This window comes from Bradyrhizobium sp. 87 (genome assembly GCF_023073015.1).
GTDB lineage: Bacteria > Pseudomonadota > Alphaproteobacteria > Rhizobiales > Xanthobacteraceae > Bradyrhizobium > Bradyrhizobium canariense_D.
In genome coordinates this window covers 101,415-127,849 of record NZ_JADPIQ010000084.1, presented here as the reverse complement: position 1 = coordinate 127,849, position 26,435 = coordinate 101,415, and the positions used below count along the sequence as shown (strand labels likewise).

The following is a 26,435-nucleotide window of genomic DNA, read 5'->3' as shown; positions in this document are numbered from 1 at the left end:
GTCTCGGTTACGGTCCAAGATCTGGGCCAGGGCGCTCGTAGCTCAGCTGGATAGAGCATCGGATTTCGATTCCGAGGGTCGGGAGTTCGAATCTCTCCGAGCGCGCCACTTGCAGGGCCAGAGTTTTCTCGGATCTGGCGCGAGGCCGTGAGCCGCCTCTATTTGCCTTGGATCTTCAGCCCGTTGGGACCGACATTGATTTGCAGGCCATCGGGCTGCTTCTTCGTCTGGTAGAGATTGTAGCCGAGCACGGCCGCCGTGACGACCAGAGCACCGATGATCAGAAACAATACGTTGCGGCTGATAGACATTTTTTTCCTGAACCACTTGGTTGACGGCGAGAAAAAACCCGCGTGTGGGGCGCGGGGTGCTTCAGTGCGCCGCCGGCGCACTGCTTGGATAATTCGGTTCGAAGGAACTGGTTCCCTTGAGGCGCGCGCCGCGTCGGAAGGCCGGAGCCTATCTGGTCAGCGCGCCGTCGGACCGGCTTGCCGGCCCCGTGCCAGCGTGTCGGACGGCGCTTCGTGGAAGGTCGCGCGGTAAGCTGCGGCAAACTCCCCCAAATGGTGAAAGCCTTGGGCGCGCGCGCATGTGGCGACGTTGGCACCCCCGCCTTTGAGAAGGCGAGACCGCGTCGCCCACAATTTTTTCAGGCGAATGTATTGATGCAGGCTCATGCCACGCACCTTGCTGACGGCGCCGCCGAGCGTCCGGATCGAGACGCCAAACTCGCCGGCGAGATCGGCGGTATAGATCGGAGCAGTCGGATGTGCTGCGACGTAATCGTCGATCCGCTGCACGAGTTTGATCGACCGCTCGCCCTGGACGGAGGCACTCCGGTCCGAGAGCGAATCAATGCGAAACAGATCGTCGAGCGCGAGCAGCAGGCCTTCCTGGAGATGGGCGGCGACCTCGGTCGTTTCGAACAGGGCCGGCTGCACCGACGCGGTTCGCAGAATGTCGAGCAGGAGCTGCCGAATGTGGAGCAAAGCGGGGCGGTTCGCGACATAGGCCCGCAAGTCGTCCGCCTGATCGAACCAGCCCCGGTCGCTCATGCCGGGTGAGAAGATGATCATCGCATGATGATTGGTCCGGCGCTCGACGAAATGGCATTCATCGCTGCCGCGGAGCGCGATGAAGAAACGCGCGTCCAGATCCATGCCCTTGGAATTGACCTGAAGGTCGTCCGTCATGGGCAGGATCACCATCCCCCCGGGCATCCGATAGGCGGCGTCGAGGATGCGCGCGAACGAGCGCATCATGACGATGCGGCAGCCGGGCAGGGAGACGACAGCACGAGCCGCCGCGAAATTCCGAACGTCGAGCGGAATGCTTCTCGCATCTTCCATCGACTCGATGGGCCGAAACGCATCGACGTCGGCAAAGCCGATCAATTGAAGCGCCGAGGATGGGGCGAGGGCGTCGAACAACATGCGTGCGACCGGCTGCTGCAATATGACAATCAAATGAACGTCGGAACATCGCCATCAATGGCGAAACATCGCGCTTCAGTAAACCGGATTCCGGGCCGTAGTATTGCGGACATCATGGCATGAAGCTTGGCGGATCGGTGTCGTCGTCAACGATCTCGAGTCATCGGCTGGCCGGAGGCGAGGTCGATGAAATGCAGCCGCGTGCAGGCGGGACAGGCGAAGGAGGCAAAGCTCTGTGCCTCCTGTCTCAGTTGCTTCTCCAGATGTGTCTGCACATTCATGCCCGTCTGGGGACATCGAAAAACGATCAAATCGACCATCGTCGGAGAATGACGGCGTGGCGGATTGCGTCTTTGATCTAGATCAGTTTTGGAATGACTCCAGACCAACATCCTTGATCTCGCAAAAGCGAAGGGGCCCCGAAGGGCCCCTTTAGAATCACCAGCGGCGATAGCGTGGTCCGTAATAGCGAGGGCCACCGTAAAAGCGCGGTGCATATCGGGGACCGTAATAGGGCCGCGGGGCGTAGTATCCATAGTAGTTCGGGCGCCAGAAGCAGCGTCCCCAGGCGTCACAGACCATGCGGACCTGCTCGACGTCGGAGACCTGCGGCGTCGCAGGAGCAGGCGCGATGGGCATGGCAGACGCCGCCGATGATGCGACCAACGCACCGAACAGGGACGCGGCGACGAGGCCAATTCTCAGCTTCATGATGTCTTTCTCCGCTTACGCAATACAGGGATATCGAAGTTTGTTCTGATCAAATTGTGGCGGGACCGAAATGTAATGCTGATGAACAGGTCTTCAGCCCAGCCCGCCGCAGGCCTGACCTTTAGCTCCGCCAGACTATCCCAGGTTCGCGCTCTTGACCAATGCTGCGCTTGCGTTGCGCTCCGCAGGACATCGCCGCCGTCCTTGATCCCGCGCAATTCGTCGGTGCAGCTTCGTCCCTAAGCTTGGCGTCGTGGCCAGCTTTCGAGCATTTCGATGAGCTGGCTAGCGAGGTGGCTTTGGAGCTGTGCAATGGACCAAATGAGAATCGACAAGGGTGACTGGCTGGTCGTGTGCGACGGGCGCAAGGCGCTTATTCTGGAAAACCTCGGCGACGAGATGTTTCCGAACCTCCACACCAGGGAGGTGCACGAACAGCCCAATCCCTCGACCGGTGCGCAAGGGACCGACGCGCCGGGCAGGCTCCACGGCGCGGCCGGTAGCACGCGCAGCTCGGTGGAGCAGACTGATTGGCACGACGAGGCCGAGCGCGCCTTCCTGCGCGGCCTGGCCGGACGGCTCGATTCCGCCGTCAGCTCAGGCGAGAACCTCGGCCTTGACCATGGTGGCCTCGCCGCGTGCGCTTGGGATGATTCGCGCCGATTATTCGGATGTGGTGCGCAAGGCACTCCAGGGCGAGGTCGGCAAGGACCTCGTCAAACTGCCGGTCTACGAGATCGAGAAGCAATTACTGCTGTCCGCGCCGCCAAATAGCGGCCCCCGCAGAGGACGCGCCTGCACCCCTCAGAAGCAGGGGTGCCGACGGCGGTCCTGGCCGACATAGGCGGCTGCGCTCTGGTAGCAATGGTTGGTCGACGGGCCGTCGTAAAAGGCGAACGTCCCGGGCGTGATGCCGGGCCCGTAATTGTGCAGATAGCTGATCGGGTAGGGCAGCGGGTTCGTGTAGTGGCGATGGTACCGGTGGTATCCCCGCGCCTCTGCGAGGCCAGGGGCAAGGATTGCGGCCGACAGGACAGCAACCGCGGCTACAAGCTTCAACTTGCTCATCTCGAATCTCCGGAACCCGCACGAATAGGTCAGCCGTTTATAGCCAGTTCGGGCGGCCGGAACACCCGTCTGCAGCCCGGAAATCGACGCCAATCCCGCAGATTCCGGGGTGGGTGTGACAGAATTGCCGGTTCTGTGGTCCGGACTTGCCCATTTTTAGCCTTTTCGAGATGCTTAACGAATTCCCCACACAAGTATGACCAAAGAGAATTAGCTCAAGACTCCTGTTGCCGGCTTCTCGGGGTTCATAGACCGGTCCATTCCTGAAGGCTTTCGCCGTCACCTCGCCATGCGCATCACGCTTCTGAGCCTGCTGTTGCTCTCGGTCGTCGCCGCCACGCCGGCGCGGGCCGAGCTGCATATTACCCGCGACCACGGCGGCTATGTCGAGGAGTACAAGGCCAAGTACAAGCGCGTCCGCGAGAAGGGCGAACGCGTCATCATCGACGGCATCTGCAACTCGGCCTGCACCCTGGTGCTCGGCATCGTGCCGATGAACAAGATCTGCGTGACGCCGCGCGCCAGCCTCGGCTTCCACCAGGCTTACTACGACAAGGCCTTCACTTTCGGCATCAAGGTCACCAGCGCGGAGGGGACGTCCGACCTGATGGCCTACTACCCCGACACGGTGAAGGACTGGATTCGCCGCAATGGCGGGCTCACCACCGACATGAAAAAGATCAAGAACGGCGTCGAGCTCTGGAAGATCATCGATCCCTGTCCGGACGAATGGTGAGCCGCTGAGCCGTCCGGTCCGTCGCAGCGCAGCATCGCCCGGACGAAATTGGCCGAAATTCGCATTGCCGCATCGGCCCCCTGTGAGGCAATGAGGTCGGCAATGAACCACAATCAAGAAGCCCTGGCCGCCCGCGCCGCGCCGATCCTGTTCGTCCTGCTCTGGAGCACGGGCTTCATCGGCACCAAATACGTCGTCAACAATGCCGATCCCTTGACCTACCTCGCCATCCGCATGGCGTTCGTGGTCGGTCTGATGGCGATCATCGTCGCGATCGCGCGACCGAAATGGCCGGATCGTATCGGCATCGCGCACAGCGCAGTCGCGGGCATTCTCGTCCATGGCTTCTATCTCGGCGGCACCGCAATCGCGATCGCTCACTCGATTCCGGCCGGGCTGTCCGCGCTCATTCCGGGCCTTCAGCCGATCCTGACCTCGACCATCGCCAACCGCTGGCTCGGGGAGAAGGTGACGCCGGTGCAATGGGCGGGGCTCGTGCTTGGCCTCGGCGGCGTGGTGCTGATCCTGCACGGCCGTCCCATGACCGGCGAAGCCGGGCTCGGCTGGCTCGCCTCGGTGGTCTCGCTGATCAGCATCACGCTCGGCACGCTCTATCAGCGCCGCTACTGCAACCACATCGACTGGCGCGCCGGCAATCTCGTGCAGTACGTGTCCGTCACGATCTTCTTCGCGATCGGCGCGTTCCTGTTCGAGGACCGCGTGGTGCACTGGACGCGCGAGTTCATGCTCGCGCTGGCCTGGCTCGCCGTGGCGCTCTCGATCGGGTCGATCGGGCTGCTGTACTGGCTGATCCGCCACGCCGCCGCCACGTCTGTTGCAAGCCTGTTCTATCTGGTGCCCGCCGTGACGGCGCTGATGGCTTATCTGCTGTTCGGAGAAAAGCTCGATGCGCTGGCGATCGCGGGCATGGTGATGTGCGCGGCCGCGGTGTTCGTGGTCAACCGACGCTTCTAGGGCCGGCGGGCCAAGCCGCTCGAATACATCCCTGACGTGCGCGGCGCGTTCGTGCTAGGGTCGGCGCATTTCAGTGCCCCTTTCACAGGTGATTTTCCATGAAGAAGGCGAGACGCGCATTGCTTGGCAGGTCCCTGAAGCCAGTCCGGATTGCCTGCATTAATTATGCAGAGGAGATGATGAGCGAGCAGATGATGGCGCGGCTCACGGCCGCGCTGCAGAAATGCTATGACGAGCACTTCCTGCCGGTCTGGGGCTACCCCGTCGATCTCGACGTTACCCGCAAGCCGAAGCCCACTGACTGGCAGTTGGTCTATTTCGACGATGCGACCCACAAGAATTTCCTCGGGCGGCATGAATTGACGCATCGGGGACAGCCGATCTCGAAGATCTTCCTCAAGGCGCTGTCCAAGGACGATCCGGTCAGTCTGGCAGCCTCGCATGAGCTGTTCGAGATGGTGCTCGACCCTATGGCCAATCTGTGGGCCGACAAGACCCGGCACACCCAATACGCCTACGAGGTCTGCGACGCAGTGGAAGAGGACGCCTTCGTCGTCAACGATCTCCCGATGTCGAACTTCGTTTATCCGTCCTGGTTCGAACCCTTCAAGCATCCCCGCGGCACGAAGTTCGACCACATGGGATTGCTCAAGGAGCCGTTCTCGATGACCGAGGGCGGCTACGTCATCAAAAAGGTGAACGGCAGGAGATCGATCAAGCAGTTCGGCTCGCCCGAGAAGCGCCGGCGCTTCAACGCCGAGGACCGGCGCGGCCATCGCAGCGAATTTCGCGATCCGCAAGGCGAGCATCACCCGGGCCGGCGCGCAGCCAAGCGGTGAGGGTAGGGTATCGCTGGAGCCGTCTCCGGGCGCGTCCGCCCCCGGAGACTTGAGCGTTGCGATCAGCGCTTGGCCTTCGTGGCCTTCTTTTTCGACTTGGCAGCTTTCTTGGTGGCCTTCTTTGCTGTTTTCTTGGCCGCCTTCTTCGACGACTTCTTTGCAGCTTTCTTCGAAGTCTTCTTGGTGGCCTTCGAAGTTTTCTTCGGAGCCTTCTTGGCTTTCTTCTTGGACGCCTTCTTCGGCGCTACCTTCTTCGCAGCCTTCTTGGCGGCTTTCCTGACCTGCTTCACCGCAGTGACAGCGGCGTCCTTGGTCGCTTCCACGGCGGTGGTGATCGTGTCCATCGCCTGTTCGGTGATCGGCTTGTCGTCGTCCATATCGTCCCCCACGGTTTGCATGGAGCGGTGACGATAGCGCGTTTCATAATTGTGTCAAAGCAACGCTCAACCTTTGCGGATCTTTGCGTAGGCGGTGAGCGCGCGCTCTCGTCCCTTGGCATGATCGACGATCGGATGCGGATAGCTCTTGCCGAGCGTGACGCCGGCGCTCGCAAGCTCGATCGGTGTCGCCTGCCAGGGCTGATGGATCAGCTCGGGTGGCACATCCTTCAACTCGGGCACCCAGCGTCGCACATAGGCTCCATCCGGGTCGAACTTCTCGCCCTGGAGCACCGGATTGAACACGCGGAAATAGCGCGCCGCGTCGGCGCCGCAGCCCGCGACCCACTGCCAGTTGGCGGGATTGCTGCCGGCATCCGCATCGACCAGCGTGTCCCAGAACCAGCTTTCGCCGGCGCGCCAGTCGATCAGGAGGTGCTTGACTAGGAACGAGGCGACCACCATTCGGACCCGGTTGTGCATCACGCCAGTGTGCCAGAGTTCGCGCAGGCCGGCGTCGACGATGGGATAGCCGGTGCGGCCGCGCTGCCAGGCGGAGAGCGCCTTGGCATCGGGCTTCCATGAGAAGCCGTCGAAATTCGCTTGCAGGTTTTCGGTTGCAAGATTGGGGTGGTCGTGCAGCAGGTGCCGGCAGAACTCACGCCAGCCGAGCTCGCTCAGGAACTTGTCGACGCCGGGTCCGATCGCGGGATTTTCCGCCGCGGCGAACCGCGCGGCGTGCCAGACCTGGCGCGGGCTGAGCTCGCCGAACCTCAAATGCGGTGACAGGCGTGAGGTGCCCTCTCGGTCCGGGCGGTCGCGATCGCCGACATAGCTTTGTGCGGTGTGCTTGAGGAAGTCGCGCAGGCGAGCGCGGGCGGAAGCTTCGCCCGGGGTCCATGTCTCGCGCAGGCCGCCGGCCCAATCTGGCTTGCCAGACTCGAGCTTCCAGGTCTCCAGCGTGTCACTGGCGACCGTCGGCGCAGGACGCAGGTCCTTCGGCGCCGGCAGGGGCTTTGGCGGATCGCCGAGCGCCAGCACGCGCCGCCAGAATGGCGTGAACACGCGAAAGCCGCGGCCTTCCTTGTTGCGGATTACCGCGGGCGGAACGAGCAGGTCGCCGGGGAAACATTGCGAGTCCACGCCGATCTTTGCCAGCGCGGATTCGAGCTGCCGCTCAATCGCCTGATGCGGCGCCTGTGCGATCCCGTTCCAGTGGACCGTGCGGGCTCCGCTCTCACGCGCCACCTCCGCGATCACCCTGGCTGCCGGCCCCTTGCGCAGGATCAGCGAACCGCCGCGCGTGGCAATGTCGGCGCCGAGCGCCCGCAGCGACTGCGCCAGCCACCAGCGCGCCGCGGCGCCCGGCGCTCGCCCGGCCGAATCGTCCAGCACATAGAGGCAGATCACCGGCGCGCCGGTCTTCGCAGCCGCCTTGGCGGCAGCGTGGAGGGCGGGGTGGTCGGACAGGCGGAGGTCGTCGCGAAGCCAGACGATGATAGGCGGAGCGCTTGGCGTAGTGCTTAGCGTAGTTCTGGGCGTGGTCAGGGTGGCCTCATTAACGATTTGGAAAGCATGTCGCGTGCTGCGATGGAACCGTCATTAATGCGACCGTAAGCCGATTGCACGAGTATGCAGGAATTACGGAGGTGATTTCATTCATGTACGGACGAGCAACGGCGAAGTTTCTGCCGCAATTCAAACTTGGCACCAAGGCGCTCCTGTGCGCGGTGTTGCTGATCGCCATGAATACGGCGCTCGTGGTTGGCGCCGGCTATTGGTCGCTCAGCTCCGCTTTCAACGATCGTGCGCTCCGCGACATCGAGGTTAGCCTGCGGACGCTGGCCCTGGCCTTTGCCGAAATCGTTCCCGATGCGAAGATCACGATGCGGGATGGCGCGGTGGCGCGCGCCGAGATTCCCAAGATGCCGGACTTCAGGGATCACGCCATCGTCGATCGCGCGGTGTCCTATGTCGGCGGCAACGCGACCCTGTTCGTGTTCGACGATGCGAGCGGGCAGTTCGTGCGGCGGTCGACCAACGTGAAGAAGGAAAATGGCGACCGCGCCGTCGGGACCCAGCTTGCCGCCGATCATCCGGCGCAGGCGCTGCTGCGTCGTGGGGAGGCCTACAAGGGCCCGGCCACCCTGTTCGGCAAGTCCTTCATGACCGCCTATTTCCCGATCGCCGACGCCAGCGGCAAGGTCGCCGGCATCCTCTATGTCGGCATCCCGATGGCCCAATTCGAGAGCATGCTGGCCCACACCATCGAAAGCATGGCGATCGCCGCCGGGCTCGCGGCGCTGCTGGTGCTGGTTCTGACCTTGCTGGTCGTCCGCCGCGTCACCAAGCCGCTCACCTCAGTGACGCGCTCGCTGACCGCGCTCGCCGAAGGCCAGAGCGACGTCGAGATCGATTGCGAGAATCGCGCCGACGAGATCGGCGAGATCGCCCGCACGGTCGCGGTGTTCAGGAGCAATTCGCAGGAGCGGGCGCGGATGCGCAGCGAGCAGGCGGCCGCTTCGGCTGCGGCCGCCGAGCAGCGCAAATCCGAGCTGCGCAATTTCGTCGAGGAGTTCCGGGGCGGTGTTGGCGGCATTCTCGACAAGGTGCTGACATCGTCAGGCGAATTCGAGCGGACGGCGCGGCAGCTCACCGACACTGCGCGCTCCACCGCCGATCTGTCGGCGCGGTCGGCCGGAGCTTCCGAAAGCGCCTCCGAGCACGTGCGTTCGGCGGCGTCGGCCTCGGACGAGCTGTCTCAATCGATCTCCGAAATCACCCGGCGGGTGCAGGAATCGAACGTCATTTCCGCTGAGGCCGTGCGGCAGGCCGAGGCGACCGATCAGCGCATCGCGCAGCTCTCCGAGGCGGGCGCGCGCATCGGCGATGTCGTCAAGCTGATCACCTCGATCGCCGAGCAGACCAACCTGCTGGCACTGAACGCGACCATCGAGGCCGCGCGCGCGGGCGATGCCGGCCGCGGTTTTGCGGTGGTGGCCCAGGAGGTCAAGACGCTCGCCGGCCAGACTGCCAAGGCGACCGACGAGATCTCGAACCAGATCGCCAGCATGCAGCTTGCGACCGAGGAATCGGTTGTCGCCATCAAGGCGATCAGCCAGACCATCGAGCGCATCAGCGGCATCGCGGGCTCGATCTCGGCGGCGGTCGAGCAGCAGAAGAGCGCGACCCAAAACATCGTCGTCAGCGTTCGCGCGGCGGTATCGGGCACGGCCGATGTCGCCGTCAACGTCCGTCAGGCCGCCGAGGGTGCGAACGAGACCGGTGAGACGTCCAGCCGGATGTTTGCCTCCGCCCAGGCGTTGTCGGGCGAGAGCCTGCACCTGAAGGCCGAGGTCGAGGGCTTCCTCGAGCGCGTGCGCGCGGCGTAAGAGCTAACATCGTCGTCCCGGGCGGCGCTGACGCATCGCCCGGAATGACAGTTCCGTTATTTCGGCTGCGGCACGATCCGGATGTAGGGCTTCGGCTCCTTCCAGCCTTGCGGGTAGATCGTCTTGGCCTCGTCGTTGGAGACCGAGCCCGCGATGATGACGTCGTCACCCTGCGACCAGTCGGCCGGGGTCGCGACGCGGTGCTTGGCGGTGAGCTGGAGCGAGTCGATCACGCGGAGGATCTCCTGGAAGTTCCGACCCGTCGTCATCGGATAGACCAGCACCAGCTTGATCTTCTTGTCCGGCCCGATGATGAAGACGTTGCGGACCGTCTGGTTGTCGGCGGCCGTGCGGGTGAGGGGATCGCCCGAAATCGCGGCCGGCAGCATGCCGTAGAGCTTGGAGACGTTGTAATCGGTGTCGCCGATCATCGGATAGTTCGGGGCCGCGCCTTGCGTCTCCTTGATGTCCTCCGACCATTTGGAATGGCGGTCGACCGGATCAACCGAGAGGCCCATCAGCTTGACGCCGCGCTTGTCGAATTCCGGCTTCAGCTTGGCCAGCGCGCCGAGCTCGGTCGTGCAAACCGGTGTGAAGTCCTTCGGGTGCGAGAACAGCAGCGCCCAGCTATTGCCGATCCAGTCGTGGAACTTGATCTTCCCTTCGGTGGTCTCGGCTTCGAAGTCGGGGGCGGTGGTGCCAATCGGAAGTGTCATGGTTCTACCTCATGTTATTGAATTTACTTGCGAATTCATCTTTGACCGTCGCGGGCATTATAGGGTCTCCGCGATCCCAAGTGAACGCTAACTGAACCGCTTCAAGTAAAATGTGAATTCCTTCTTTGAAGGCCTGATTTCCTAGCACCTTTTTGTTACAGCCGCGCCCGCGGCGAAACATCTCCACCGGGGCTATACGGGCGTGATTGCCCCGAGAAAGCCTTTTATGACTTCCATCACGCTCGCCCGGCGCTTGCCAGAACCAAAATGGTCCTGACAGCGACCAATTGGCAACTATCTCAAAGAGTCGCGATCCCGGTACCGAATCATTAACCACCCCTTTACGCCGGCATGAAATTGCTGGCCGATCAGAAGAAATCTGGAAGTGAACTATGTCTGCCGCTGCGCATAAGTCTGCTGAGTCACCGTCCCTCGAACCATCCTGCCGCGATACCTCGGCCCATGCACTGACCATCGTGCGCGACGGCGTGATCACGGGCGAAGGCCCGACCACCAAGGGAAGGGTGCACTTCTCCCGCTCGCTCGATGCCGATGACACCGCCTGGTGCGCCCGCATCCTCACCGCCACGGCCGTCAACGACCAGCCGGTCAGCCGCACTGAGGCCGAAGTGCTGTTCGAGATCAACGAAGCCGCCACCGAGCGCACCGATGGCGGCCAGTTCGACGACCTGCTCGCCAAGGCGGTAGCTCATTATGCGGCGAGCGCCTCCGGCCTGAAGGTGCCGCCGCGCAGCGTGGCGCTGTCGGCCGAGTCCGACATCGAGAGCTGGGCGCCGTCCTATGCCTCCAAGGTCAACAGCGAAATGCTGGAGTGGATCGCCGGCCAGATGCGCGGCAAGCGCCAGAACAACCGTCGCCTGATGGCGATGGTGGCGACCTTCCTGGGCGCCACCGCGCTGCCTCTGGCGGGCCAATTGCCGAACGTGTTCGACATCGGCATGTAAGATTTTGGGCATGTAAAATTCTGCGCCTTTCACGAAGGACGCATTTGAACGGCGGGGTTATTTCCCCGCCGTTTTTTGTTTGCCGGCGTCCGGCTCCAGCCCGAGCGTGCGGCCGGGGAAGCCGGCCGTGTCGAAATAGCTCTGGCTGCCGACGCGCTGGAAGTTCAGCACGGTCTGCAGGCCGTTCTCGGACTTCTTCGACTTCTCGACCCCCTTGTAGGCCTTCGGCACGATGCCGTTGGACAACGCCTCCGACATCACGCGGCCGACGAGACCGCCGTTCTGAGAAGCGCGCAGACCGAGGAGCTGAGCGGCCGTCATGCCGACGTCGGCATTGCTGACCGGGATCTCGCTGACATACCCGGCTTTGAAGTCCGGACCGATCGCGGCCATGAAGTTCATGGTGTCGCCGCGGCTGAAGCTGCCATGCATGCCCTGGCCCTGGCGCAGCACGGTGTCGGCGACCTGCACCGAGCAGTTGGTCGGCGCCTCGCCGCAATCGCTGGCATAGGAGCGGAAGTTGACCACGATCGCCGGCGTCGGCGTCGCCGCCTTGCCGCGCAGGTTGATGCTCGACAGCGGCAGCGTGCCGGGGAAGCGGCCGAGCGAGTCATCGACGAACAGGCCGGAGACGTAATCCTGCTCAAGCAGCAGCTTGACGGTCTTGGCCGCCAGCTTCTTGTCTTTGGTCGGCAAATAGATCAGGTCAGAGCCGCCATTGGTGGCGACGACGAGATCGGGCTTTTCCGGATCCTTGCCGAGCACGCCGTTGCCGGCCTTGGGATGCTTGTTGCCCTCGACCTTGGCGTTCTTGTCGTTGGGATCGAACAGCGGCAGGTCGAGCGCCTTCGCCAGATCGAGCGCCAGAAAACCCATCGGCAAAAAGTCCTTCGGCGTGTCGTCATAACTGACCTTGGCCGAGGGGCTGGTCTTGCTTTCCTTGGAGATGGTCGAGAAGCCGTGGTCGGCCTGGACCATGATGTTGGTGGTGGCGGCAAGGCCGAGCTCGTCCAGCGCCTTGCGGAGCTGGGCGAGGTTGTTGTCGGCATTCTTGATGCCGGCCATCGAGGTCGGCCCGTTGATGCCGGGCATGATCTGGTTGAGGCTGTCGCCGGTGTTGTGCTGACTGCCATCGGGGTCGCGCGACCAGAACACCAGCACGAACGGCTTGTTGCGCGCCTTGAACATCGGCAGCACGACCTTGGCCGCGACGTCGGCGAAATAGGCCTGCTGCGCGACGTTGGCCGCCGTGGTGCCGGGCGTCTTGGCATCGCCCGCCTTGGAGTTGTCGCCGCGCGGCGGCGTGGCGAGGGGCAGGCCGGCCTTGGTGAGAGCGGCCTTGACCTCGTCCGACAGCGCCACGCCGTTCTTGCCGCCGGTCGCATCGTCGAACACGACCGAATGCAGGCCGGCCTTTTCGGGCTTGTCGGTGTGGTCGAACTGATAGGTCGGACCATGCTTGCCGAGCGCGGCGGTGCTGTAGCCCTTGTCGCGGGCCAATTTCAGGATCGTGTCCTCGTTGAGGTAGTCGCCCTTGAAATGCTCGTCGATGTCGCCAAGCACGGCGTCGTTCTCGATGAAGGGGACCACGGTGTCGCCGGCGGGTACCGAGGTGTAGTTGGTCCAGATCGTATTGGAGAACACGCCGGTATCGCCGAGATAATGGCCGGTCGACATCGCCGAGCCGTTGGCCATGGTGAAGGTCGGGAACAGCGAATGCGAATTCTTGAAGTTGACGCCCTTGTCGCGGATTTCGGCCATTGCGGGGGCGGTCTCAGGCGTGACCTTCAGCGCCCGCAGACCGTCCGGAATGAACAGGATCAGGTTACGGGGCGTGTTGTTCTCTGCGGAGGCAGGTCCGGTCGAAAATCCTGCGGACAACACTGTCAGTCCGGCTGACAGCAACACCAGCGAACGGCGCATCAAAATCTCTCCCTGCGAGGCGGCTTGGCCGCCAACCGCGGCCCCCGGCTTCATTTAGTTTCGCTGCATGACGGTTTTGTTACAAGAGCGGAGCGCCATGTAAAGAAGGACAGGGGCCCCGCTCTGCGCGGCGTCCGGCGGCACGAGATCGCGGTGTCGGCACGCGCTGCTTCAGCATCGTTATTGCGAGCGCAGCGAAGCAATCCAGAATCTTTCCCCGGCGGCAGACTGGATTGCTTCGCTGCGCTCGCAATGACGGAGTGAGTGGCTGGCAGCGTCGCGCTTCGATTCGCATTCCGAGTGGCAGACACACCTTCGCCCTCTCGCGGCGCATTTCGCCCGAGCTTTGCTTGGTCGCCTCACCCTCAAAATGAAAGAGGGCGCAGGGAAGACCGGGTGCCGGCTGGCACCCGCGGTCCACTGTGCGAGATTGTCGTAAGAACAATGCACAGCGGCATACAGGTGAAGCCCAACATCCGGCCTTCCCTGCGCAGTGGCTTTACGGCTTATGTCGTGCTCTCCCCGGGGAGCGATGCACTATTGCCCCCGTCGCCTTGCGGATGGCTGATGCGTGTGCCCGGTTGGGCAACCCACATCACCGCAACGCTTGACGCACAGACCCCGGGCGTCAGGACCACACGATTTTGCCGTACGCCGATCGCACCGGTCGTGTGCGCGACGCCTTCGCTCACGGTTAGCCGCCCTGCGAAGCCATTCGCGCCGATGTGACTAACGTCCACCGCCGTCCGGCCCGCGTTCGTGACGATCGCGATACGCCCCTCTTCCTTGGGCCGGGTTGAGAAATTCCTAACAAAAATCCGAATTCTAATAAAGAGAAATATTTTGTCGCCGTTGCGTTGACCCCGGACTTGGGTGTTTCGCCAGAAATGACGCAAGGGATTGTGGCCGAGCGGTCAATCCGGTGCCGTCGGCACCGGCGTATTCTGAGCGACCGCCTTGGCCGGCGCGGCCGTCGTGGAATTGCGGCCGCCATTGGCCAGGTTGCGGCGAAGCGATGGCGGCGCCGCGTGCAGGGCAAAGATGATCGCGATCTGGGTCCGGTTCTGAAGGCGGTATTTGCGCATGATGTTGCCGATATGCGCCCGCACCGTGTTCTCCGAGATCTTGAGCTCGTACGCGATGTTCTTGTTCTGCATTCCGCGTGCGATCAGCATCATCAGGTCCCGCTCGCGCGGCGTTGGTGTGATCGAATGTTTCGGATCCCGACTCATAACTGCTCCTTCGTGGCCTTTGGTCGATGCGAACACCCCAGAATGTTCTCACTCCGTCTTGAGTGCCTCGATCGGACTGAGCTTGGATGCCTTGTGGGCGGGATAAAAACCGAAGATCAGGCCGGTCGCGATCGAGAAGGCGAGGGCAAGGCCGATCGCCTGACCGTCGATCGAGGTGATCCATCCTGCCATGCGAGCGACCGTCATCGAGAGCGTGACGCCGGCACCGACGCCGATCGCGCCGCCGAGCAGGCAGAGCACGAGGGCCTCGCAGAGAAACTGAAGACGGATGTCCCGCATCCGCCCGCCAAGCGCGCGGCGGATTCCGATCTCGCGCGTGCGCTCGGTGACCGAAACGATCATGACGTTCATGATGCTGATGCCGCCAACGAGCAGCGAGACCGAGGCGATGGCGACGAGCAGGAGCGCGACGGTGCGGATCGCTCCCTGCTGCGCTTCCATGGCGGCGGCCGGATCCTGGACCTTGAAGTCGTCCTCCTGGCCTGCGGGAATACGGTGGCGCTGCCGCAGCAGGTTTTCGATCTCCGTTCGCGCCCCCGCCATCTGTCCGTCCGCGGCCACCTTGGCGATGATATAGGCGACCGAATCCCGGTTGATGTTGCTTGCGCTGCCGAGGAAGCGCAGCTTGGCCGTGGTGAGCGGCACGAAGGCGACGTCGTCCTGCGCCGGTCCCTTGCGATCGAGAACGCCGACCACTTCGAGCGGCACCTTCATGATCCTGATCTGTGCGCCGATCGGGTCTTCGCCGGGCGCGAACAGCTCATGCGCCACCGTGCTGCCGAGGATCACGACCTTGCCGGCTGCTGCCTCCTCGCTGCCGGAAAAATAGCGGCCGGTCGCAAGCTGCCAGTCGCGCACCATGAAGTGCCCGGTCGTCGTCCCGTTGATGGTCGTGTTCCAGTTCTTGCTCTCGTGAATGACCTGGGCCGTTCCTGCAATCGAACCGGCCGCTGCCTGGATCTCGGGGATCTGCTCGAGGATCGCCTGCACGTCGCTCTCGGTCATGGTCAGCTTGCTGCCATCCTTGAGACGCACGCCGCCCTGGTAGACCGCGCCGGGGTTGATCATCAGCACGTTGGCGCCGATTGACCGGATCTGCTCCTGCAGGCGAAGCTGCGCGCCGGATCCGATCGCAAACACCGTCACGATCGAGGCGACGCCGATCACGATGCCGAGCATGGTGAGGATGCTGCGCAACGGATTCAGGCGCAAGGCGTGCAAAGCGATCTGAAAGCCCTGGAGCATGGTCATGGCGCAGCGTTCCGTTTCGGCAGGATCGGGACCAGCGTTTCGTCAGCGACGAGCTCGCCGTCGTGTAGGCGGATCGTGCGCCGGCACTGGGTCGCGATGCCGGGATCATGCGTGATCATCACGATGGTCTGGCCGGTCCGGTTGAGAGCGGCGAACAGGGCCAGTATCTCGGCGCCGGTACGGCTGTCGAGCGCGCCAGTCGGCTCGTCGGCGAGCACGATCAGCGGGGAGGCGATCAGTGCGCGCGCGATCGCGACGCGCTGCTGCTCACCGCCCGAGAGCTGCCGCGGGAAGTGGTGGGCCCGGTGCACCATGCCGACGGCCTCCAGGCTCTGCTCGGCGCGGACCAGACGTTCCTTGCGGCTGATGCCGCAATAGACCAGCGGCAGCGCGACGTTCTCAATCGCATTGTGGCGAGCGAGCAGATTGTAGGACTGGAATACGAAGCCGATGCTGCGGGCGCGGAGGGACGACCGGTGGTCTTCCGAGAGATCGGCGACGTCGGCTCCCTCGAGATAGAGCGCGCCCTCGCTCGGCAGGTCGAGCAGCCCGATCATGTTCATCAGCGTCGATTTTCCTGAGCCCGACGGTCCCATCACGGCGACGATCTCGCCTCGTTCGATGTCGAAACTGACATTGCGCACCGCAGTCACCGCCACTCCGTCGGCGCGATAGGTCCTGGAGACCGACTGCAGGCTGATGAGGGGCGGGAGGGCCGTCATGATCCGAACCTGATGCCGAGAAACTCCATGCCGGCCGGCCGGATGGCCTGACCCACGGCGACCTGGCTGCCCTCGACGAGGTCTCCGCTCCTGAGTGCGACCTGTTCGGTGCCGGCCGCGCCGACGGTCACCGGAATACGCCGGAGTGAGCCGCTGGCGGTGCGCGCCCACACCCCGCTGCGTGCCGCGGCATCCGGCTGCGTGCCCGAGGGCTGGAAGCGCAATGCAGCAAGCGGCACTTTCAGCACGTCGTCCTGCCGCTCGATCACGATCTTTACCAGGGCGGTCATGCCGGGCAGCAACGCGCCGTCGAGATTGGAGGTCGCCAGGACGACGGTGTAGGTCACGACGTGCTGCTGGTTCTGCGGCGCCTTGCGCACCTGCCGCACGACCGCCTCGAAGCGACGGTCCGGGTAGGCATCCACCGTGAAATGCGCGCGCTGGTCGGGGGCGATGCGCCCGATATCGGCTTCGTCGACCTGCGCGTGGATTTCCATGTCCTCCAGTCGATGCGCGACCACAAACGTGGTGCGCGATTCCAGTCCGACCGCGAGGGTCTGGCCCTCGTTGACGAACCTGCCGACGACGACGCCATCGATCGGCGAGCGGATCACGGTGCGGTCGAGATCGGCCTGGGCCGCAGCGAGAACGGCCGCCTTTTCCGGCACGGCCATGCGTGCCTGCTGCAATTCCGCCTCGATCCGGCGGACGTCGGCCTGCGCCCCATCCACTGCATAGGAGTTGAGGGACATCAGAACCTCGGCCTCGCGTTCCTGGGCCAGACGCGCGGTGAACTCCGTCTGCGCGTCGTCGACCGTCGTCGTGGCCACCACGTTTTGCGACTGGAGTGCCTGCTTCCGCTGCAAGGTCTTTTGCGCCGAGCTCTTGACTGCCTGGGCGCTCTCGAGCTTGGCGGCGAGCACGTCCCGGCTACCCCTTGCGTTTTGCAGATCGATCCTGGTGCGATCGAGCTTGGCCCGCGCGACGTCGACCAGAGAATTGGCAACGGCCAGAGAGGCCCGGGCTTCGTCGAACTTGGCCGCAAAGCTGCGCGGATCGATCAGGGCGAGCGGCTGATCCTTGCTGACCGTGTCGTTGAAATCGACATAGACCCGGGCGAGCTGCCCGGAGAGCTGGGAACCCACCTCGATCGTCTTGACCGGCTGCAGGGCTCCGGTGACGGTGATGGTCTGCTCGATGCTGCCGCGCTGGATTGAGGCAAAGCGGAATACGGGGGCGTCCGATCCGAAGCTCCGTGCTTCCAGCCCCACGGGTCTGAGCAGCCGTTGGCTCGATGCGTAGGCGAGGGCCGCCTTCTGCGCCGCGGCCCCGGCCGCGTCGGTGATGACGGCCGGCCCCGCGGCGTAGACCGCGGCGAGGCCACATGCAGTTCCGAGCAAGGCAATAACTGGCACAAATCGCATATCAAAAACCCGCCTCTAGAAATGGCATCGTTGGCGGCAAAGGCAGAGATCGCGCTATAGTTGTAAACCCGCTATGGTTGTAAATCTTGAAAACGCAGGCGATCGTCAGTGTGTCGCCGCTGCCGGGGCGACGGTCGGGTGCGCTTGATGATCCAGAAGTAAAGTCCGCGGGTGCTATTTTTCACGACTTGCCCGAAATGCATACGGAGCGTATCGATATGACGCGCGCGGTATCGAACTCGACAAGCTGACTGAACGTCTCGTCTGCTCTGGCCGAAGCGCCCGGCGTTCAAGTCGGCACGTGGGTGGCGACGCCATGACGCACTCGGCGATACCGAAGTTCCCACGCCAGATCGTCGCGTTTCCGGTCGTCGCATTCCCAATCGCAGCATTGCCGATATCGCGCCTCGCCATGATGCCGCAGGTCGCGAGGGCGCATCCCCGCAATCACGAAACCCGATGTGTGAACACCTTCACTCGTCTTGAAGGGGTGTTGGGCCTAAGACGTCGAAGCGGCGGATCGGAGCGACTCGCTCGATCCCCGCGAATTCATCCAAGCACCTTGATCTCGCTTGCAAGAAGAATGGATGGCTCGTTGCTTGTTCATCGAGCCCCAATCCGGGGAGCCCGTTTCCATGAGTTCAGGTCAAGCCACAGTTTATGTCATTGACGACGAGATCCAGATTCGAACCGCGATAGGAAGTCTCTGCGAGGAGACCGGGCATCAGGTGAAATTGTTTGCGTCGACCGACGAGTTTCTCGGGGAGACTATTTCCGGCGGGCCTTCATGCCTTGTGCTCGACGTCCGCTTTCCCGGCACGGCGCCGACCGGCCTCGAGCTTCAGCGCCGGCTCGCCGAGACGGGCGTGCTTATCCCGATCGTCTTCATCAGCGGCCATTCCGACGTCCGCGTCTCGGTCGAGGCCATGAAGCGCGGCGCAGTCGAGTTTCTTCCAAAACCCTTTCGCGAACAGGAGATCCTCGACGCGATCAGGCACGGCATCGAGCGCGACCGCAGGCGGCTCGAACGCGAAGATAGCGTGCGCGAAGCGCGCCAGCGCGTCGAGACGCTGACGGCGAGGGAGCGGGAGATCATGCTGTTGATGGCCGAAGGTCTCGTCGCCAAGCAGATCGCGGCGAGGCTCGGGGTGAGCGAAGTGACGGCCAAGGTCCATCGCACCAGGATGATGCGAAAGCTGGAGCTTCGCTCGCCGATCGAGGTGGTGCGGTTGGTCGACAGCATGGGACGCGAAGAAGAGACGACACGAACCGGCACGGGACAACCGTACAGCTAGTGCCGCAGGCACCAAGGCGCCGCGCAACGTCTAGTCCGTACCGATTAGCATGAACTGCAGTCTGTCGCACGCAGCACGATCGGTTCAAAGTCGGTCCTGCGATGTCGGCCTCCTCCAAGACGGCATCCGAACCCAGTCAGAGATCTTAGCCAGAAAGGATATTCCATGCGCAAATTGTTTTTTGCTTCCGTTGCCGTGCTCGCCCTCTCCTCCGCCGCGCAGGCCGCCAACACTGCGACCACGGTGCAAGTGGGCGTCGTGAACGGTTCCAGCGTCTCGCAGCAGGGCCTCACCAACGACAGCTCGTCGACCAGCCAGCTCGGCATCATCAACAGCGCGACCACGATGCAGGGCACCAGCGCGGCCTCGCTCAACAACGGCAGCACGGTCAACCAGGTTGGCGTGCAGAACTCGGCGACGACCGGCCAAGTGGCGTTCGGCAACAACGGCAGCGCGATTACCCAGAACTCGTTCGGGCCTGCCGCGCTTCAGAACAACGCCGCCGCCGTCGGACAGCTCAGCGTGTTCGGCGTCAACAGCAGCACCGTCTCGCAGACGGCGCACTAAGCCAGCCCCGTTTGGCCGGACGCGTCATCTGCGGCGCGTCCGCGCCATCCTGGAAAGCACCGCCTCGGGCGGGACGACTCGGTGAGAGCTTGTCCGCCGACTTTCGCGGAGGAAATGTCATGCATCAAAAATATCTCGTTGCCACGATCGTCGCGTTCGGCTTGCTGACCGCTGTCGATGCCCAGGCCGGCAACTCGGCCAGCGTGCTGCAATTCGGCACCACCAACAACTCCTTCATCTCGCAGAGTGGCGGCACCAACAACAGCGCCACCACGATGCAGTTCGGCGCCACCAATACTGCGACCACCCTGCAGACGGGCTCGCTCCTGACCGTCAACACCTCAGTGATCGGGCAGGGCGGCACCACCGCGACGGCGTCCAACACCGCGTTACTCGGCCAGGCCGGTGGCTCCAATTCGAGCCTGATCGGCCAGCTCGGCGCGAACAACGCGGCGGCCGTCGGACAGCTCGGAATCCTGAACGGCTCGACGATTTTGCAGCAGACTCCTTGATCGCAAATCCATTTTCAGTCGCGAGGCATGTCATGAGACATTTTTCCGGCGCCGCCTGCGGCGCGTTTCTCACCTTGTGTTGCATAGGCGCCGGATCGGCCGGTGCCCAGACCGCCGACATCAAGACCATCGTGTCGCTCGGCGGCCCGCCGGTCGTGCTGAACCAGAACAGTCAACTCAACATGGCCGGCGTGTTCATGATAGGCGGCAGCACCAGCGCGACCGTCACTCAAAACGGCACGAACAACGCGACCGGAATCCTGCAATTCGGCGGGACGACGTCGGCATCGGTCGGGCAGGCGGGCGTGAACAATGTCGCGTTTGTCGGCCAGGCCGGCCAGTCGACCAGCAGTTTCCTGTCCCAGTTCGGTGCGTTCAACTCGGCGACTGTTGTCCAGAATAGCCATTGAGTTTGGCGCGACCTCAGCGTCGTCAGAAATGCAATGGGGGCAAGGCAATGATATGCGGTAGACTGCTCCTGGCATTGGCGGCATTGCTCGCCGCCGTCAGCGTCGCGTCCGAGGCATCCGCCGGATCCGTCCAGCGCGGCGTGACGAACCGCAACGTGAGCATCGAAACGATCGTGCTAATTCGGCAACGACGTCCAGCCGGTCACGATCGAGGAGAACAGCAGCATCAATATTGCGCGTGTCATCCAGATCGGTGGCACGGGAACGGTCGATGCGACGATCATCCAGAACGGCACGCGAAATTATGTCGATGTGATCCAGGTGGGTGGCACCACCAATTTGGCGATCGGTCAGTCGGGCGTGAGCAACATCGCCGATATCACTCAGGTCTGCAATTCCACCAATGCCCTCCTGCTCCAGATCGGCGATATGAACACGGGAACGGTGCGACAATTCGGGCGCTTCAACTGGCTGTCGATATTTCAGTTCAGCCGGTGATCAGAAGGTGAGGTGCAACATGAGGTTCATCGTACTTGCAGCAGGAATGAGCATCATGACGGCGATGACAGCCGGGCCGGCCGGAGCTGGCGAGTCAGGTGACGGCCATACCACAATGGTTCAGGACGAGAATGGCACATCCGTCATCACCCAGAGCGGCGATCCGGCGCAGGCTGAGGTCAAGATCGAGAAGGAGCCTGGGCGCACGATGGTCTATCGTCGCAGCGGCGGCAACACCGCCATTGTGACGCAGAGCACCGGAAATCCACAGGACATGCTGGACTGGCTACGCAAGCAGCAGGGCCGCTGACGCACGAAGGCCCATCGTCCGTGATGGACGATGGGCCTCATCGTGAGCGGGCGTTACCAGCTGCGATAGACGCCGGTCAGGGTGCCGTTGTTGTTGCCCTCCGGGCCGACATCGCCCTGCGTCGAGCTCGGCGCGGGATGGTTGGTGCCGTTGAGCGCACTGTAAGGTCCGGCCACATCAGGATAGTACGCGCGTGGCTGAACCGGTTGGTAAGCGGGGGCGGTGCGATCCCAACCCGCGCGGGATCCGTTTCAATCATAGCCCTGGGCCGAGGCGGCCGTCGTGCCCGCGACGAGGGAAGCCGTGATCAGGCAGAGGAGTTTTGATTTGTTCTGCATTGGAGATGCTCCTTGCTGGTGTCGGGAGCCAACGACCGCAGTGCGGGAGCGTTCCGGGTGTTGTCGGCCGAAGCGATCAACTCCGATCAACTGGTTATGAAGTCCGTTTCCCGGGAACACGAGCGACATCAGCCGGAATCCCGGGCGTCTTGCCGCAGCTTGTTCCCTGTTCATCCCGTGCCTTAACCAATAATTAATTATACGTTTGCGGGTGGGCGACAGCCCGGCCTAGCGTGCGGTGGGGAGCCGCTATTCGCGAAGCCAAACGAGTTGGTGCGTATCATGATGTCGAGATCATTTGGGGCGTTGCTCGCCTCGCTCAGCGCAGCCGCGCTGCTCCTTGCCCCCAGCGTCGGTTTTGCCAGGCCCGGTGGCACCGTCGCGCATGCCGCCACGCCTTCCGGTCCGGCGGCGCGTCCGCCGATTGCGCCGGGCGCCAGGTTCCGTGGCCGCAACACGCCCTGGGTCTACTGGCCGGGCGGCGGCGGGTTCTACTATGACAATGCTGGCTACGGCCAGCCTTTCGCCGAGACCGCCCAACCCGTCTCCAGCGACGTGCGCTACACCTATACGTACGACGTTCCCTGGGACTGGACGCATCGCTTCCCGCCCAACGTGGTGCCGTCAGACCGGCCCTACGTGCCGAGCTGTCCGACGGAGCAGGTCACTGTGCCCGGCCGCGGCGGCGGCGAGCACACCGTCAACATCATGCGCTGCTACTGAGCAGCGAGTTCGGCTCAGCTAGCCCAGCTCAAAACTGGTCACGCCGAAGACGCGGTCGATCCGCAGCGGCGCGACCGGCCCCGTGTACATCCGCGCCGTCTCAAACACCGGCTTCAGCCCGAGCGATTCCGCGAGTGCAATCGCCTCGCGATTGACGGCGGGAACGTCGAGGAAGATCTCGCCGCCGTTTGCGCTTTCCAGCAAGGCCTGCACGATCGCGTCCGCCGCCGCGCGGTCGTCGGCGACGAGCGGGCCGATCTTGCGGCCGATCCGGCACGGCCGGATCACGCCCCATGCAGCGAGCTTGCCGTCGCGCAGCAGCGCGCGCCCGACATGTCCTGATGTGCCGATCCAGGCACGCAGGAAGGCACTGCGCGGAGCCGGAAAAACCGTTGCATCGTCGGCTTCAACGAGCGCGAGCGGGATCGTGTCGAGCGCAACGACATCGGCGGGCGGCCTCGATGGCGCGGCGACGATGCCGCCATAGCGGATATTGGCGTAAGCAAGCTGGAAGCCGGACTTTCTGTAATTATCCTGCTGCGCCACCACGCCGTCGAGGCCGATCACGCGAGCGCCCGCATGCGCGATCGCCGCGTTCCACATGCGCAGGCCGTGGCCTCTGTCGCGAAAACCCGATCGCACGATGTAGAAGCCGAGAAACGCGAAGCGATCGTCGTAGTTGACGCAGGAGACGGTCGCGACCGGCTCGCCGTCGATCTCGCCGACGAAGAAGCCCTTCGCGTCCGGGATCGCGAAACAGGCGGCGTCGGAGAGGCCCGGATTCCAGCCCTCGGCCGCGGCCCAGTCGACGGCGATGGCGATCTCCTCGGGGCGCAAATTGCGGATCTCCAAATCGCTCATCTTTCAAGTCGCCTTCGACGGTGGACCTTCCGGCCGGTCCGGCGGTAGAAGGCCTCATGATAGGCCGGGCCCACGGCTCGCCTCCACGATATCAAAGGATGATCGCTCATGGCAGCAGAGATGGCAGCAGAGAAGGTCGCACTCGTGACCGCCGGCGGCAGCGGCATGGGGGCTGGGGCTGCGCGCCGGCTCGCAGCCGACGGCTTTCGCGTCGCCATCCTGTCCTCCTCCGGCAAGGGCGAGGCGCTGGCAGCCGAGCTCGGCGGGTTGGGGTCACCGGTTCCAACAAATCGAACGACGATCTGAAGCGGCTTGTCGATGGCGCGATGGCCAAATGGGGACGCATCGACGCGCTCGTCAACAGCGCGGGCCATGGGCCCCGGGCGGCGATCACGGAGATCACCGACGAGCAGTGGCACACCGGCCTCGACACCTATCTGCTCAACGTGATCCGTCCTACCCGGCTGGTGATGCCAATCATGCAAACGCAAAAGGGCGGAGCCATCATCAACATCTCGACCGCCTGGGCGTTCGAGCCGAGCGCGATGTTTCCGACCTCTGCGGTGTTCCGCGCTGGCCTCGCCGCCTTCACGAAGATCTTCACCGACACCCATGCCGCCGACAACATCCGGATGAACAATGTGCTGCCGGGCTGGATCGACAGCCTGCCGCAGCTGGATGCACGCCGCGACAGCGTGCCGATGCGGCGCTACGGCAAGGTCGAGGAGATCGCCGCGACGATCTCGTTCCTGGCGTCCGACGGCGCGGCCTATATCACGGGACAGAACATCCGCGGCGACGGCGGACTGACGCGTTCGGTCTGAGACGCGGAGCGTCGGATCGCGCGCGGGTTGTCGCGATGCGACAGTGGTGTGCGTCGCGCGTCACGGAGGAGGGATGACGCGTGGCCCTCCAGTCACACCCGTCACGCGTTCGCGTGCCGCACGGCTCACGCTACGTCACAGTCCCTATGAACTTCGCCGCAGCCCAAGACGGCGAGGGACCGGCAGCCTATGCCCAATCTGCGCCGGACAACTTCCGCCCGCGCATTCGAAACGCGAGATCAATCGCGCGGGGCAAGGAGACTGGAATGAAGAAGTTTTTGCTGGCGGTTGCCGCGGTTGTTTTGGGCTCCGCATCCGTGCAGGCGGCCGACCTCGCGGCGCACTACACCAAGGCGCCGATGATGGCGACGGCCTACAGCTGGACCGGCTTTTACGTCGGCGGCAATGTCGGCGGGCAATGGGGCAGCGCCGATCCGGCCACCTCGACCGCGTTCGATCCTGCCGGCTATTTCGCGGACACCAGTGTTACCGCGATTGCTGCAGTCGGCGCCCAGCGTGTCAACAGCTCCAGCGTCACCGGCGGTCTTACCGCCGGCTATAACTGGCAACTCAACAACGCCGTGCTCGGCCTGGAAGGCGATATCAACTATTTCGGCTTGAAGGGCAGTGCATCCGGCTCGGCGCTCTATCCCTGCTGCGCCCCGACCGGCTTCACCGTGTCCTCGCAGGTCTCGGCCGACTGGCTCGCCACCATCCGCGGCCGCATCGGCTTCCTCGCGGCTCCGACCTGGCTGCTCTACGCCACCGGCGGTGCGGCGATCGCCGAGGTGAAGGGCAATTTCAACTTCGTGGACACGTTCGCTGCGGCGACGGAGTCGGCCGCGTTCCGCGACACACGCCTCGGCTGGACCGCAGGTGTCGGCACCGAATATGCCTTCGGCGGCGGCTGGTCGCTCAAGGCGGAATATCTCTACGTCGACCTCGGACGCAGCACCGTGACCAGCACCAATCTGCTTGGCGGCGCGTTTCCGACCAACGTCTTCACCCACTCGGTCGATCTCAAATCGAACATCGTGCGCGTCGGCGTGAACTATAAGTTCGGCGGACCCGTCGTTGCCAGGTACTGAGCATTCCCGTTCCGACCTGGCGTGGAAAGCCCCGGCTTAGCCGGGGCTTTCCGTTTTTCGCTAGGCGGATTCAGTGCGATGCCACCAGATGCGCCAATGCTGGCAGGATCCTGTAGCGCGCGATCTCGTGCGGATATTCGCCCCGATTGGCGAGCAGGACGATCCCGATCCGCTGCGCCGGCACCAGGCCGATATAGCCAGAGGCGTTGTTGAGCCCACCCGGCTTGTCGACGACGGTGACGCCCGGCAGACGCACCGTCTCCCAGGCCATTCCCTGCCCAAACTTGTCGTCGACGCGGAAAATCTCGTGCTGCGTCATCCGCAGGGCCTCGCGCAAGTGAGGCTCGGTCGACCGCCCATCGACGCAGGCCGCAACGAATGCGGCGAGATCCCGCGGCGAAGAAAACATCTGGCCGGTGCCGGGGAAATCAAAATAACTCTGCTGGTTGCCGATGGGGCCGATTGCCATGCCCTGATCCGAGTAGCCCTGGACCGCGAGCTGCATCCAGGCGTCGTCCATGACGGCACGGCTGTCCTCGCCGCGTTCGGGCACGGAGGTCGCATTCATGCCGATCGGCTTGAGGATGTGTTGTTCAAACAGGGTTGCGATCGGAGCGCCGTAACAGCGCTCGAGCACGAGTTGAAGCAGCACGTAGCCGGCGTGGCTGTAGACGCGCTGCTTGCCGGGCACTTCGCCGGCTTGCGGTCTCCAGCTGTTGAACATATCGATGAGCTGCGCGCGGGAAAACGCGTCGCTCGGCCACGGCGGATGATCGGTCGGCAGCAGCATGCCTGAGGTGTGCGTGACGAGTTCGCCGACAGTGATGCGGCGAACATAGTCGCCGGTGAGCTCCGGGAGATATTTCGCCAGACGATCGTCGAGCCGCAGTTCGCCGCGGAGGGTGCCGAGCGCAACCAGCGTCGCCTCAAACGGCTTGCGTAGGGAACCGAGATTGAACAGCGTGTCCGGCGTGACCGGCCTTCGCGTGGCGCTGTCGGCAAAGCCGTAATTGAAGAACTCGACATGGCTGCCGGCATAAAGTGCAGCGGCGAGACCGCCCGGCTGGTCCGGCGTCGCGGTCGGCGTCAGTTCGTTCGCAACGATGTCGCGCATCTGCGCGATCATGTCGGAATCCGCGGCGGCCCCGCGCGGCCATGCAAGCGCAACGGGAACGAGCGCAGCCCGGGCGAGCGCCCGTCGGGTGAGATACGATGAGGTGACAA

The 26,435-nt window shown here is 63.6% G+C and carries 27 protein-coding genes, 1 tRNA gene and 3 pseudogenes; 16 read left to right on the top strand and 15 right to left on the bottom strand.

Annotated features, from left to right (window positions below):
- The first annotated feature begins 31 nt into the window (after window positions 1-31).
- Window positions 32-108: transfer RNA gene (locus IVB50_RS20295), tRNA-Arg, on the top strand.
- 50 nt (window positions 109-158) lie between these two features.
- Here the strand turns inward: IVB50_RS20295 and IVB50_RS20290 are convergent.
- The 3 genes from IVB50_RS20290 to IVB50_RS20280 form a co-directional block, all read right to left on the bottom strand.
- The gene (locus IVB50_RS20290; protein WP_018455284.1) at window positions 159-311 is read right to left on the bottom strand and encodes a hypothetical protein; all 153 of its coding nucleotides are present in this window, start codon (window positions 309-311) and stop codon (window positions 159-161) included.
- A gap of 156 nt (window positions 312-467) precedes the next feature.
- A complete protein-coding gene (locus tag IVB50_RS20285) occupies window positions 468-1,433 on the bottom strand; it encodes a helix-turn-helix domain-containing protein (RefSeq protein WP_026232916.1) in 966 nt (321 codons plus the stop codon).
- A 438-nt stretch (window positions 1,434-1,871) separates the two neighbouring features.
- The gene (locus IVB50_RS20280; RefSeq protein WP_018455281.1) at window positions 1,872-2,144 is read right to left on the bottom strand and encodes a hypothetical protein; all 273 of its coding nucleotides are present in this window, start codon (window positions 2,142-2,144) and stop codon (window positions 1,872-1,874) included.
- Window positions 2,145-2,456: 312 nt separating this feature from the next.
- On the opposite strand from IVB50_RS20280, the pseudogene IVB50_RS20275 reads away from it, so the two are divergent.
- A pseudogene (locus IVB50_RS20275) lies at window positions 2,457-2,898 on the top strand (host attachment protein); the annotation flags it as partial.
- A gap of 50 nt (window positions 2,899-2,948) precedes the next feature.
- On the opposite strand, the gene IVB50_RS20270 reads toward IVB50_RS20275, so the two are convergent.
- Window positions 2,949-3,212, bottom strand: coding sequence for a hypothetical protein (locus IVB50_RS20270; protein WP_018455280.1), 264 nt, complete (start codon window positions 3,210-3,212; stop codon window positions 2,949-2,951).
- Between the two features lie 289 nt (window positions 3,213-3,501).
- Between IVB50_RS20270 and IVB50_RS20265 the strand changes: the two genes are divergently transcribed.
- The 3 genes from IVB50_RS20265 to IVB50_RS20255 all read left to right on the top strand — a co-directional run bounded on the left by IVB50_RS20265 (window position 3,502) and on the right by IVB50_RS20255 (window position 5,762).
- A complete protein-coding gene (locus IVB50_RS20265) occupies window positions 3,502-3,948 on the top strand; it encodes a hypothetical protein (protein WP_007603109.1) in 447 nt (148 codons plus the stop codon).
- Between the two features lie 102 nt (window positions 3,949-4,050).
- On the top strand, window positions 4,051-4,923 hold the full coding sequence (locus IVB50_RS20260; protein ID WP_018455279.1) for a DMT family transporter: 873 nt from the start codon (window positions 4,051-4,053) through the stop codon (window positions 4,921-4,923).
- 98 nt (window positions 4,924-5,021) lie between these two features.
- Entirely contained in the window at window positions 5,022-5,762 is a 741-nt protein-coding gene (locus tag IVB50_RS20255) for a hypothetical protein (protein ID WP_026232915.1), read from the top strand.
- A gap of 62 nt (window positions 5,763-5,824) precedes the next feature.
- On the opposite strand, the gene IVB50_RS20250 is transcribed toward IVB50_RS20255, so the two are convergent.
- Together IVB50_RS20250 and IVB50_RS20245 are read right to left on the bottom strand one after the other, a co-directional pair.
- Window positions 5,825-6,139: a hypothetical protein gene (locus IVB50_RS20250; RefSeq protein WP_018455277.1), complete on the bottom strand. Its 315-nt coding sequence runs from the start codon at window positions 6,137-6,139 to the stop codon at window positions 5,825-5,827.
- A gap of 66 nt (window positions 6,140-6,205) precedes the next feature.
- The gene (locus IVB50_RS20245; RefSeq protein WP_346771307.1) at window positions 6,206-7,705 is read right to left on the bottom strand and encodes a deoxyribodipyrimidine photo-lyase; all 1,500 of its coding nucleotides are present in this window, start codon (window positions 7,703-7,705) and stop codon (window positions 6,206-6,208) included.
- A gap of 95 nt (window positions 7,706-7,800) precedes the next feature.
- On the opposite strand from IVB50_RS20245, the gene IVB50_RS20240 reads away from it, so the two are divergent.
- Window positions 7,801-9,531 carry a Cache 3/Cache 2 fusion domain-containing protein gene (locus IVB50_RS20240; protein WP_018455275.1) on the top strand — a complete coding sequence of 577 codons (1,731 nt, stop codon included), beginning with the start codon at window positions 7,801-7,803 and terminating at the stop codon, window positions 9,529-9,531.
- A 56-nt stretch (window positions 9,532-9,587) separates the two neighbouring features.
- On the opposite strand, the gene IVB50_RS20235 is transcribed toward IVB50_RS20240, so the two are convergent.
- Window positions 9,588-10,247: a peroxiredoxin gene (locus tag IVB50_RS20235; RefSeq protein WP_018455274.1), complete on the bottom strand. Its 660-nt coding sequence runs from the start codon at window positions 10,245-10,247 to the stop codon at window positions 9,588-9,590.
- A 392-nt stretch (window positions 10,248-10,639) separates the two neighbouring features.
- On the opposite strand from IVB50_RS20235, the gene IVB50_RS20230 reads away from it, so the two are divergent.
- Window positions 10,640-11,212: a hypothetical protein gene (locus IVB50_RS20230; RefSeq protein ID WP_018455273.1), complete on the top strand. Its 573-nt coding sequence runs from the start codon at window positions 10,640-10,642 to the stop codon at window positions 11,210-11,212.
- Between the two features lie 57 nt (window positions 11,213-11,269).
- Here the strand turns inward: IVB50_RS20230 and IVB50_RS20225 are convergent, their stop codons facing one another.
- The 5 genes from IVB50_RS20225 to IVB50_RS20205 form a co-directional block, all read right to left on the bottom strand.
- A complete protein-coding gene (locus IVB50_RS20225; RefSeq protein ID WP_018455272.1) occupies window positions 11,270-13,135 on the bottom strand; it encodes an alkaline phosphatase family protein in 1,866 nt (621 codons plus the stop codon).
- Between the two features lie 914 nt (window positions 13,136-14,049).
- The gene (locus tag IVB50_RS20220) at window positions 14,050-14,367 is read right to left on the bottom strand and encodes a LuxR C-terminal-related transcriptional regulator (RefSeq protein WP_026232914.1); all 318 of its coding nucleotides are present in this window, start codon (window positions 14,365-14,367) and stop codon (window positions 14,050-14,052) included.
- 48 nt (window positions 14,368-14,415) lie between these two features.
- On the bottom strand, window positions 14,416-15,639 hold the full coding sequence (locus IVB50_RS20215) for an ABC transporter permease (RefSeq protein ID WP_018455269.1): 1,224 nt from the start codon (window positions 15,637-15,639) through the stop codon (window positions 14,416-14,418).
- Entirely contained in the window at window positions 15,636-16,361 is a 726-nt protein-coding gene (locus IVB50_RS20210; protein WP_018455268.1) for an ABC transporter ATP-binding protein, read from the bottom strand. The genes IVB50_RS20215 and IVB50_RS20210 overlap by 4 nt, the downstream gene beginning before the upstream one ends.
- Window positions 16,358-17,785, bottom strand: a complete 1,428-nt coding sequence (locus tag IVB50_RS20205) for an efflux RND transporter periplasmic adaptor subunit (protein ID WP_026232913.1) — start codon at window positions 17,783-17,785, stop codon at window positions 16,358-16,360. The genes IVB50_RS20210 and IVB50_RS20205 overlap by 4 nt, the downstream gene beginning before the upstream one ends.
- 635 nt (window positions 17,786-18,420) lie before the next feature.
- On the opposite strand from IVB50_RS20205, the gene IVB50_RS20200 reads away from it, so the two are divergent.
- From IVB50_RS20200 to IVB50_RS20175, 6 genes are all read left to right on the top strand, one after another.
- Window positions 18,421-19,080 carry a response regulator gene (locus IVB50_RS20200; protein ID WP_018455266.1) on the top strand — a complete coding sequence of 220 codons (660 nt, stop codon included), beginning with the start codon at window positions 18,421-18,423 and terminating at the stop codon, window positions 19,078-19,080.
- A 165-nt stretch (window positions 19,081-19,245) separates the two neighbouring features.
- Window positions 19,246-19,647, top strand: a complete 402-nt coding sequence (locus IVB50_RS20195; protein WP_018455265.1) for a hypothetical protein — start codon at window positions 19,246-19,248, stop codon at window positions 19,645-19,647.
- 119 nt (window positions 19,648-19,766) lie between these two features.
- Complete coding sequence (locus IVB50_RS20190) at window positions 19,767-20,159, top strand: curlin (protein ID WP_018455264.1); 393 nt, start codon at window positions 19,767-19,769, stop codon at window positions 20,157-20,159.
- A 32-nt stretch (window positions 20,160-20,191) separates the two neighbouring features.
- Window positions 20,192-20,569: a curlin gene (locus IVB50_RS20185; protein WP_018455263.1), complete on the top strand. Its 378-nt coding sequence runs from the start codon at window positions 20,192-20,194 to the stop codon at window positions 20,567-20,569.
- 321 nt (window positions 20,570-20,890) lie between these two features.
- Window positions 20,891-21,067: a hypothetical protein gene (locus IVB50_RS20180; RefSeq protein WP_245288414.1), complete on the top strand. Its 177-nt coding sequence runs from the start codon at window positions 20,891-20,893 to the stop codon at window positions 21,065-21,067.
- Window positions 21,068-21,086: 19 nt separating this feature from the next.
- On the top strand, window positions 21,087-21,377 hold the full coding sequence (locus IVB50_RS20175) for a hypothetical protein (protein WP_026232912.1): 291 nt from the start codon (window positions 21,087-21,089) through the stop codon (window positions 21,375-21,377).
- A gap of 53 nt (window positions 21,378-21,430) precedes the next feature.
- Here IVB50_RS20175 and IVB50_RS20170 read toward each other — a convergent pair.
- Window positions 21,431-21,715: pseudogene (locus IVB50_RS20170) on the bottom strand (hypothetical protein).
- A gap of 282 nt (window positions 21,716-21,997) precedes the next feature.
- On the opposite strand from IVB50_RS20170, the gene IVB50_RS20165 reads away from it, so the two are divergent.
- Entirely contained in the window at window positions 21,998-22,438 is a 441-nt protein-coding gene (locus tag IVB50_RS20165) for a hypothetical protein (protein WP_026232911.1), read from the top strand.
- An 18-nt stretch (window positions 22,439-22,456) separates the two neighbouring features.
- Here the strand turns inward: IVB50_RS20165 and IVB50_RS20160 are convergent, their stop codons facing one another.
- On the bottom strand, window positions 22,457-23,299 hold the full coding sequence (locus IVB50_RS20160; protein ID WP_018455256.1) for a GNAT family N-acetyltransferase: 843 nt from the start codon (window positions 23,297-23,299) through the stop codon (window positions 22,457-22,459).
- 120 nt (window positions 23,300-23,419) lie between these two features.
- Between IVB50_RS20160 and IVB50_RS20155 the strand changes: the two are divergent.
- Together IVB50_RS20155 and IVB50_RS20150 are read left to right on the top strand one after the other, a co-directional pair.
- Window positions 23,420-24,123: pseudogene (locus IVB50_RS20155) on the top strand (SDR family oxidoreductase).
- 266 nt (window positions 24,124-24,389) lie between these two features.
- Entirely contained in the window at window positions 24,390-25,211 is an 822-nt protein-coding gene (locus IVB50_RS20150; RefSeq protein ID WP_018455254.1) for an outer membrane protein, read from the top strand.
- Between the two features lie 70 nt (window positions 25,212-25,281).
- Here the strand turns inward: IVB50_RS20150 and IVB50_RS20145 are convergent, their stop codons facing one another.
- Entirely contained in the window at window positions 25,282-26,337 is a 1,056-nt protein-coding gene (locus IVB50_RS20145) for a serine hydrolase (RefSeq protein ID WP_018455253.1), read from the bottom strand.
- Window positions 26,338-26,435 lie beyond the last annotated feature (98 nt).

Excerpts from the sequence above, each read along its gene's own strand:
- IVB50_RS20290 (WP_018455284.1), bottom strand. The coding sequence starts at position 311 with ATGTCTATCAGCCGCAACGTATTGTTTCTGATCATCGGTGCTCTGGTC.
- IVB50_RS20285 (WP_026232916.1), bottom strand. The coding sequence starts at position 1,433 with ATGTTGTTCGACGCCCTCGCCCCATCCTCGGCGCTTCAATTGATCGGC.
- IVB50_RS20280 (WP_018455281.1), bottom strand. The coding sequence starts at position 2,144 with ATGAAGCTGAGAATTGGCCTCGTCGCCGCGTCCCTGTTCGGTGCGTTG.
- IVB50_RS20270 (WP_018455280.1), bottom strand. The coding sequence starts at position 3,212 with ATGAGCAAGTTGAAGCTTGTAGCCGCGGTTGCTGTCCTGTCGGCCGCA.
- IVB50_RS20265 (WP_007603109.1), top strand. The coding sequence starts at position 3,502 with ATGCGCATCACGCTTCTGAGCCTGCTGTTGCTCTCGGTCGTCGCCGCC.
- IVB50_RS20260 (WP_018455279.1), top strand. The coding sequence starts at position 4,051 with ATGAACCACAATCAAGAAGCCCTGGCCGCCCGCGCCGCGCCGATCCTG.
- IVB50_RS20255 (WP_026232915.1), top strand. The coding sequence starts at position 5,022 with ATGAAGAAGGCGAGACGCGCATTGCTTGGCAGGTCCCTGAAGCCAGTC.
- IVB50_RS20250 (WP_018455277.1), bottom strand. The coding sequence starts at position 6,139 with ATGGACGACGACAAGCCGATCACCGAACAGGCGATGGACACGATCACC.
- IVB50_RS20240 (WP_018455275.1), top strand. The coding sequence starts at position 7,801 with ATGTACGGACGAGCAACGGCGAAGTTTCTGCCGCAATTCAAACTTGGC.
- IVB50_RS20235 (WP_018455274.1), bottom strand. The coding sequence starts at position 10,247 with ATGACACTTCCGATTGGCACCACCGCCCCCGACTTCGAAGCCGAGACC.
- IVB50_RS20230 (WP_018455273.1), top strand. The coding sequence starts at position 10,640 with ATGTCTGCCGCTGCGCATAAGTCTGCTGAGTCACCGTCCCTCGAACCA.
- IVB50_RS20225 (WP_018455272.1), bottom strand. The coding sequence starts at position 13,135 with ATGCGCCGTTCGCTGGTGTTGCTGTCAGCCGGACTGACAGTGTTGTCC.
- IVB50_RS20220 (WP_026232914.1), bottom strand. The coding sequence starts at position 14,367 with ATGAGTCGGGATCCGAAACATTCGATCACACCAACGCCGCGCGAGCGG.
- IVB50_RS20215 (WP_018455269.1), bottom strand. The coding sequence starts at position 15,639 with ATGACCATGCTCCAGGGCTTTCAGATCGCTTTGCACGCCTTGCGCCTG.
- IVB50_RS20210 (WP_018455268.1), bottom strand. The coding sequence starts at position 16,361 with ATGACGGCCCTCCCGCCCCTCATCAGCCTGCAGTCGGTCTCCAGGACC.
- IVB50_RS20205 (WP_026232913.1), bottom strand. The coding sequence starts at position 17,785 with ATGCGATTTGTGCCAGTTATTGCCTTGCTCGGAACTGCATGTGGCCTC.
- IVB50_RS20200 (WP_018455266.1), top strand. The coding sequence starts at position 18,421 with ATGAGTTCAGGTCAAGCCACAGTTTATGTCATTGACGACGAGATCCAG.
- IVB50_RS20195 (WP_018455265.1), top strand. The coding sequence starts at position 19,246 with ATGCGCAAATTGTTTTTTGCTTCCGTTGCCGTGCTCGCCCTCTCCTCC.
- IVB50_RS20190 (WP_018455264.1), top strand. The coding sequence starts at position 19,767 with ATGCATCAAAAATATCTCGTTGCCACGATCGTCGCGTTCGGCTTGCTG.
- IVB50_RS20185 (WP_018455263.1), top strand. The coding sequence starts at position 20,192 with ATGAGACATTTTTCCGGCGCCGCCTGCGGCGCGTTTCTCACCTTGTGT.
- IVB50_RS20175 (WP_026232912.1), top strand. The coding sequence starts at position 21,087 with ATGAGGTTCATCGTACTTGCAGCAGGAATGAGCATCATGACGGCGATG.
- IVB50_RS20165 (WP_026232911.1), top strand. The coding sequence starts at position 21,998 with ATGATGTCGAGATCATTTGGGGCGTTGCTCGCCTCGCTCAGCGCAGCC.
- IVB50_RS20160 (WP_018455256.1), bottom strand. The coding sequence starts at position 23,299 with ATGAGCGATTTGGAGATCCGCAATTTGCGCCCCGAGGAGATCGCCATC.
- IVB50_RS20150 (WP_018455254.1), top strand. The coding sequence starts at position 24,390 with ATGAAGAAGTTTTTGCTGGCGGTTGCCGCGGTTGTTTTGGGCTCCGCA.
- IVB50_RS20145 (WP_018455253.1), bottom strand. The coding sequence starts at position 26,337 with ATGATCGCGCAGATGCGCGACATCGTTGCGAACGAACTGACGCCGACC.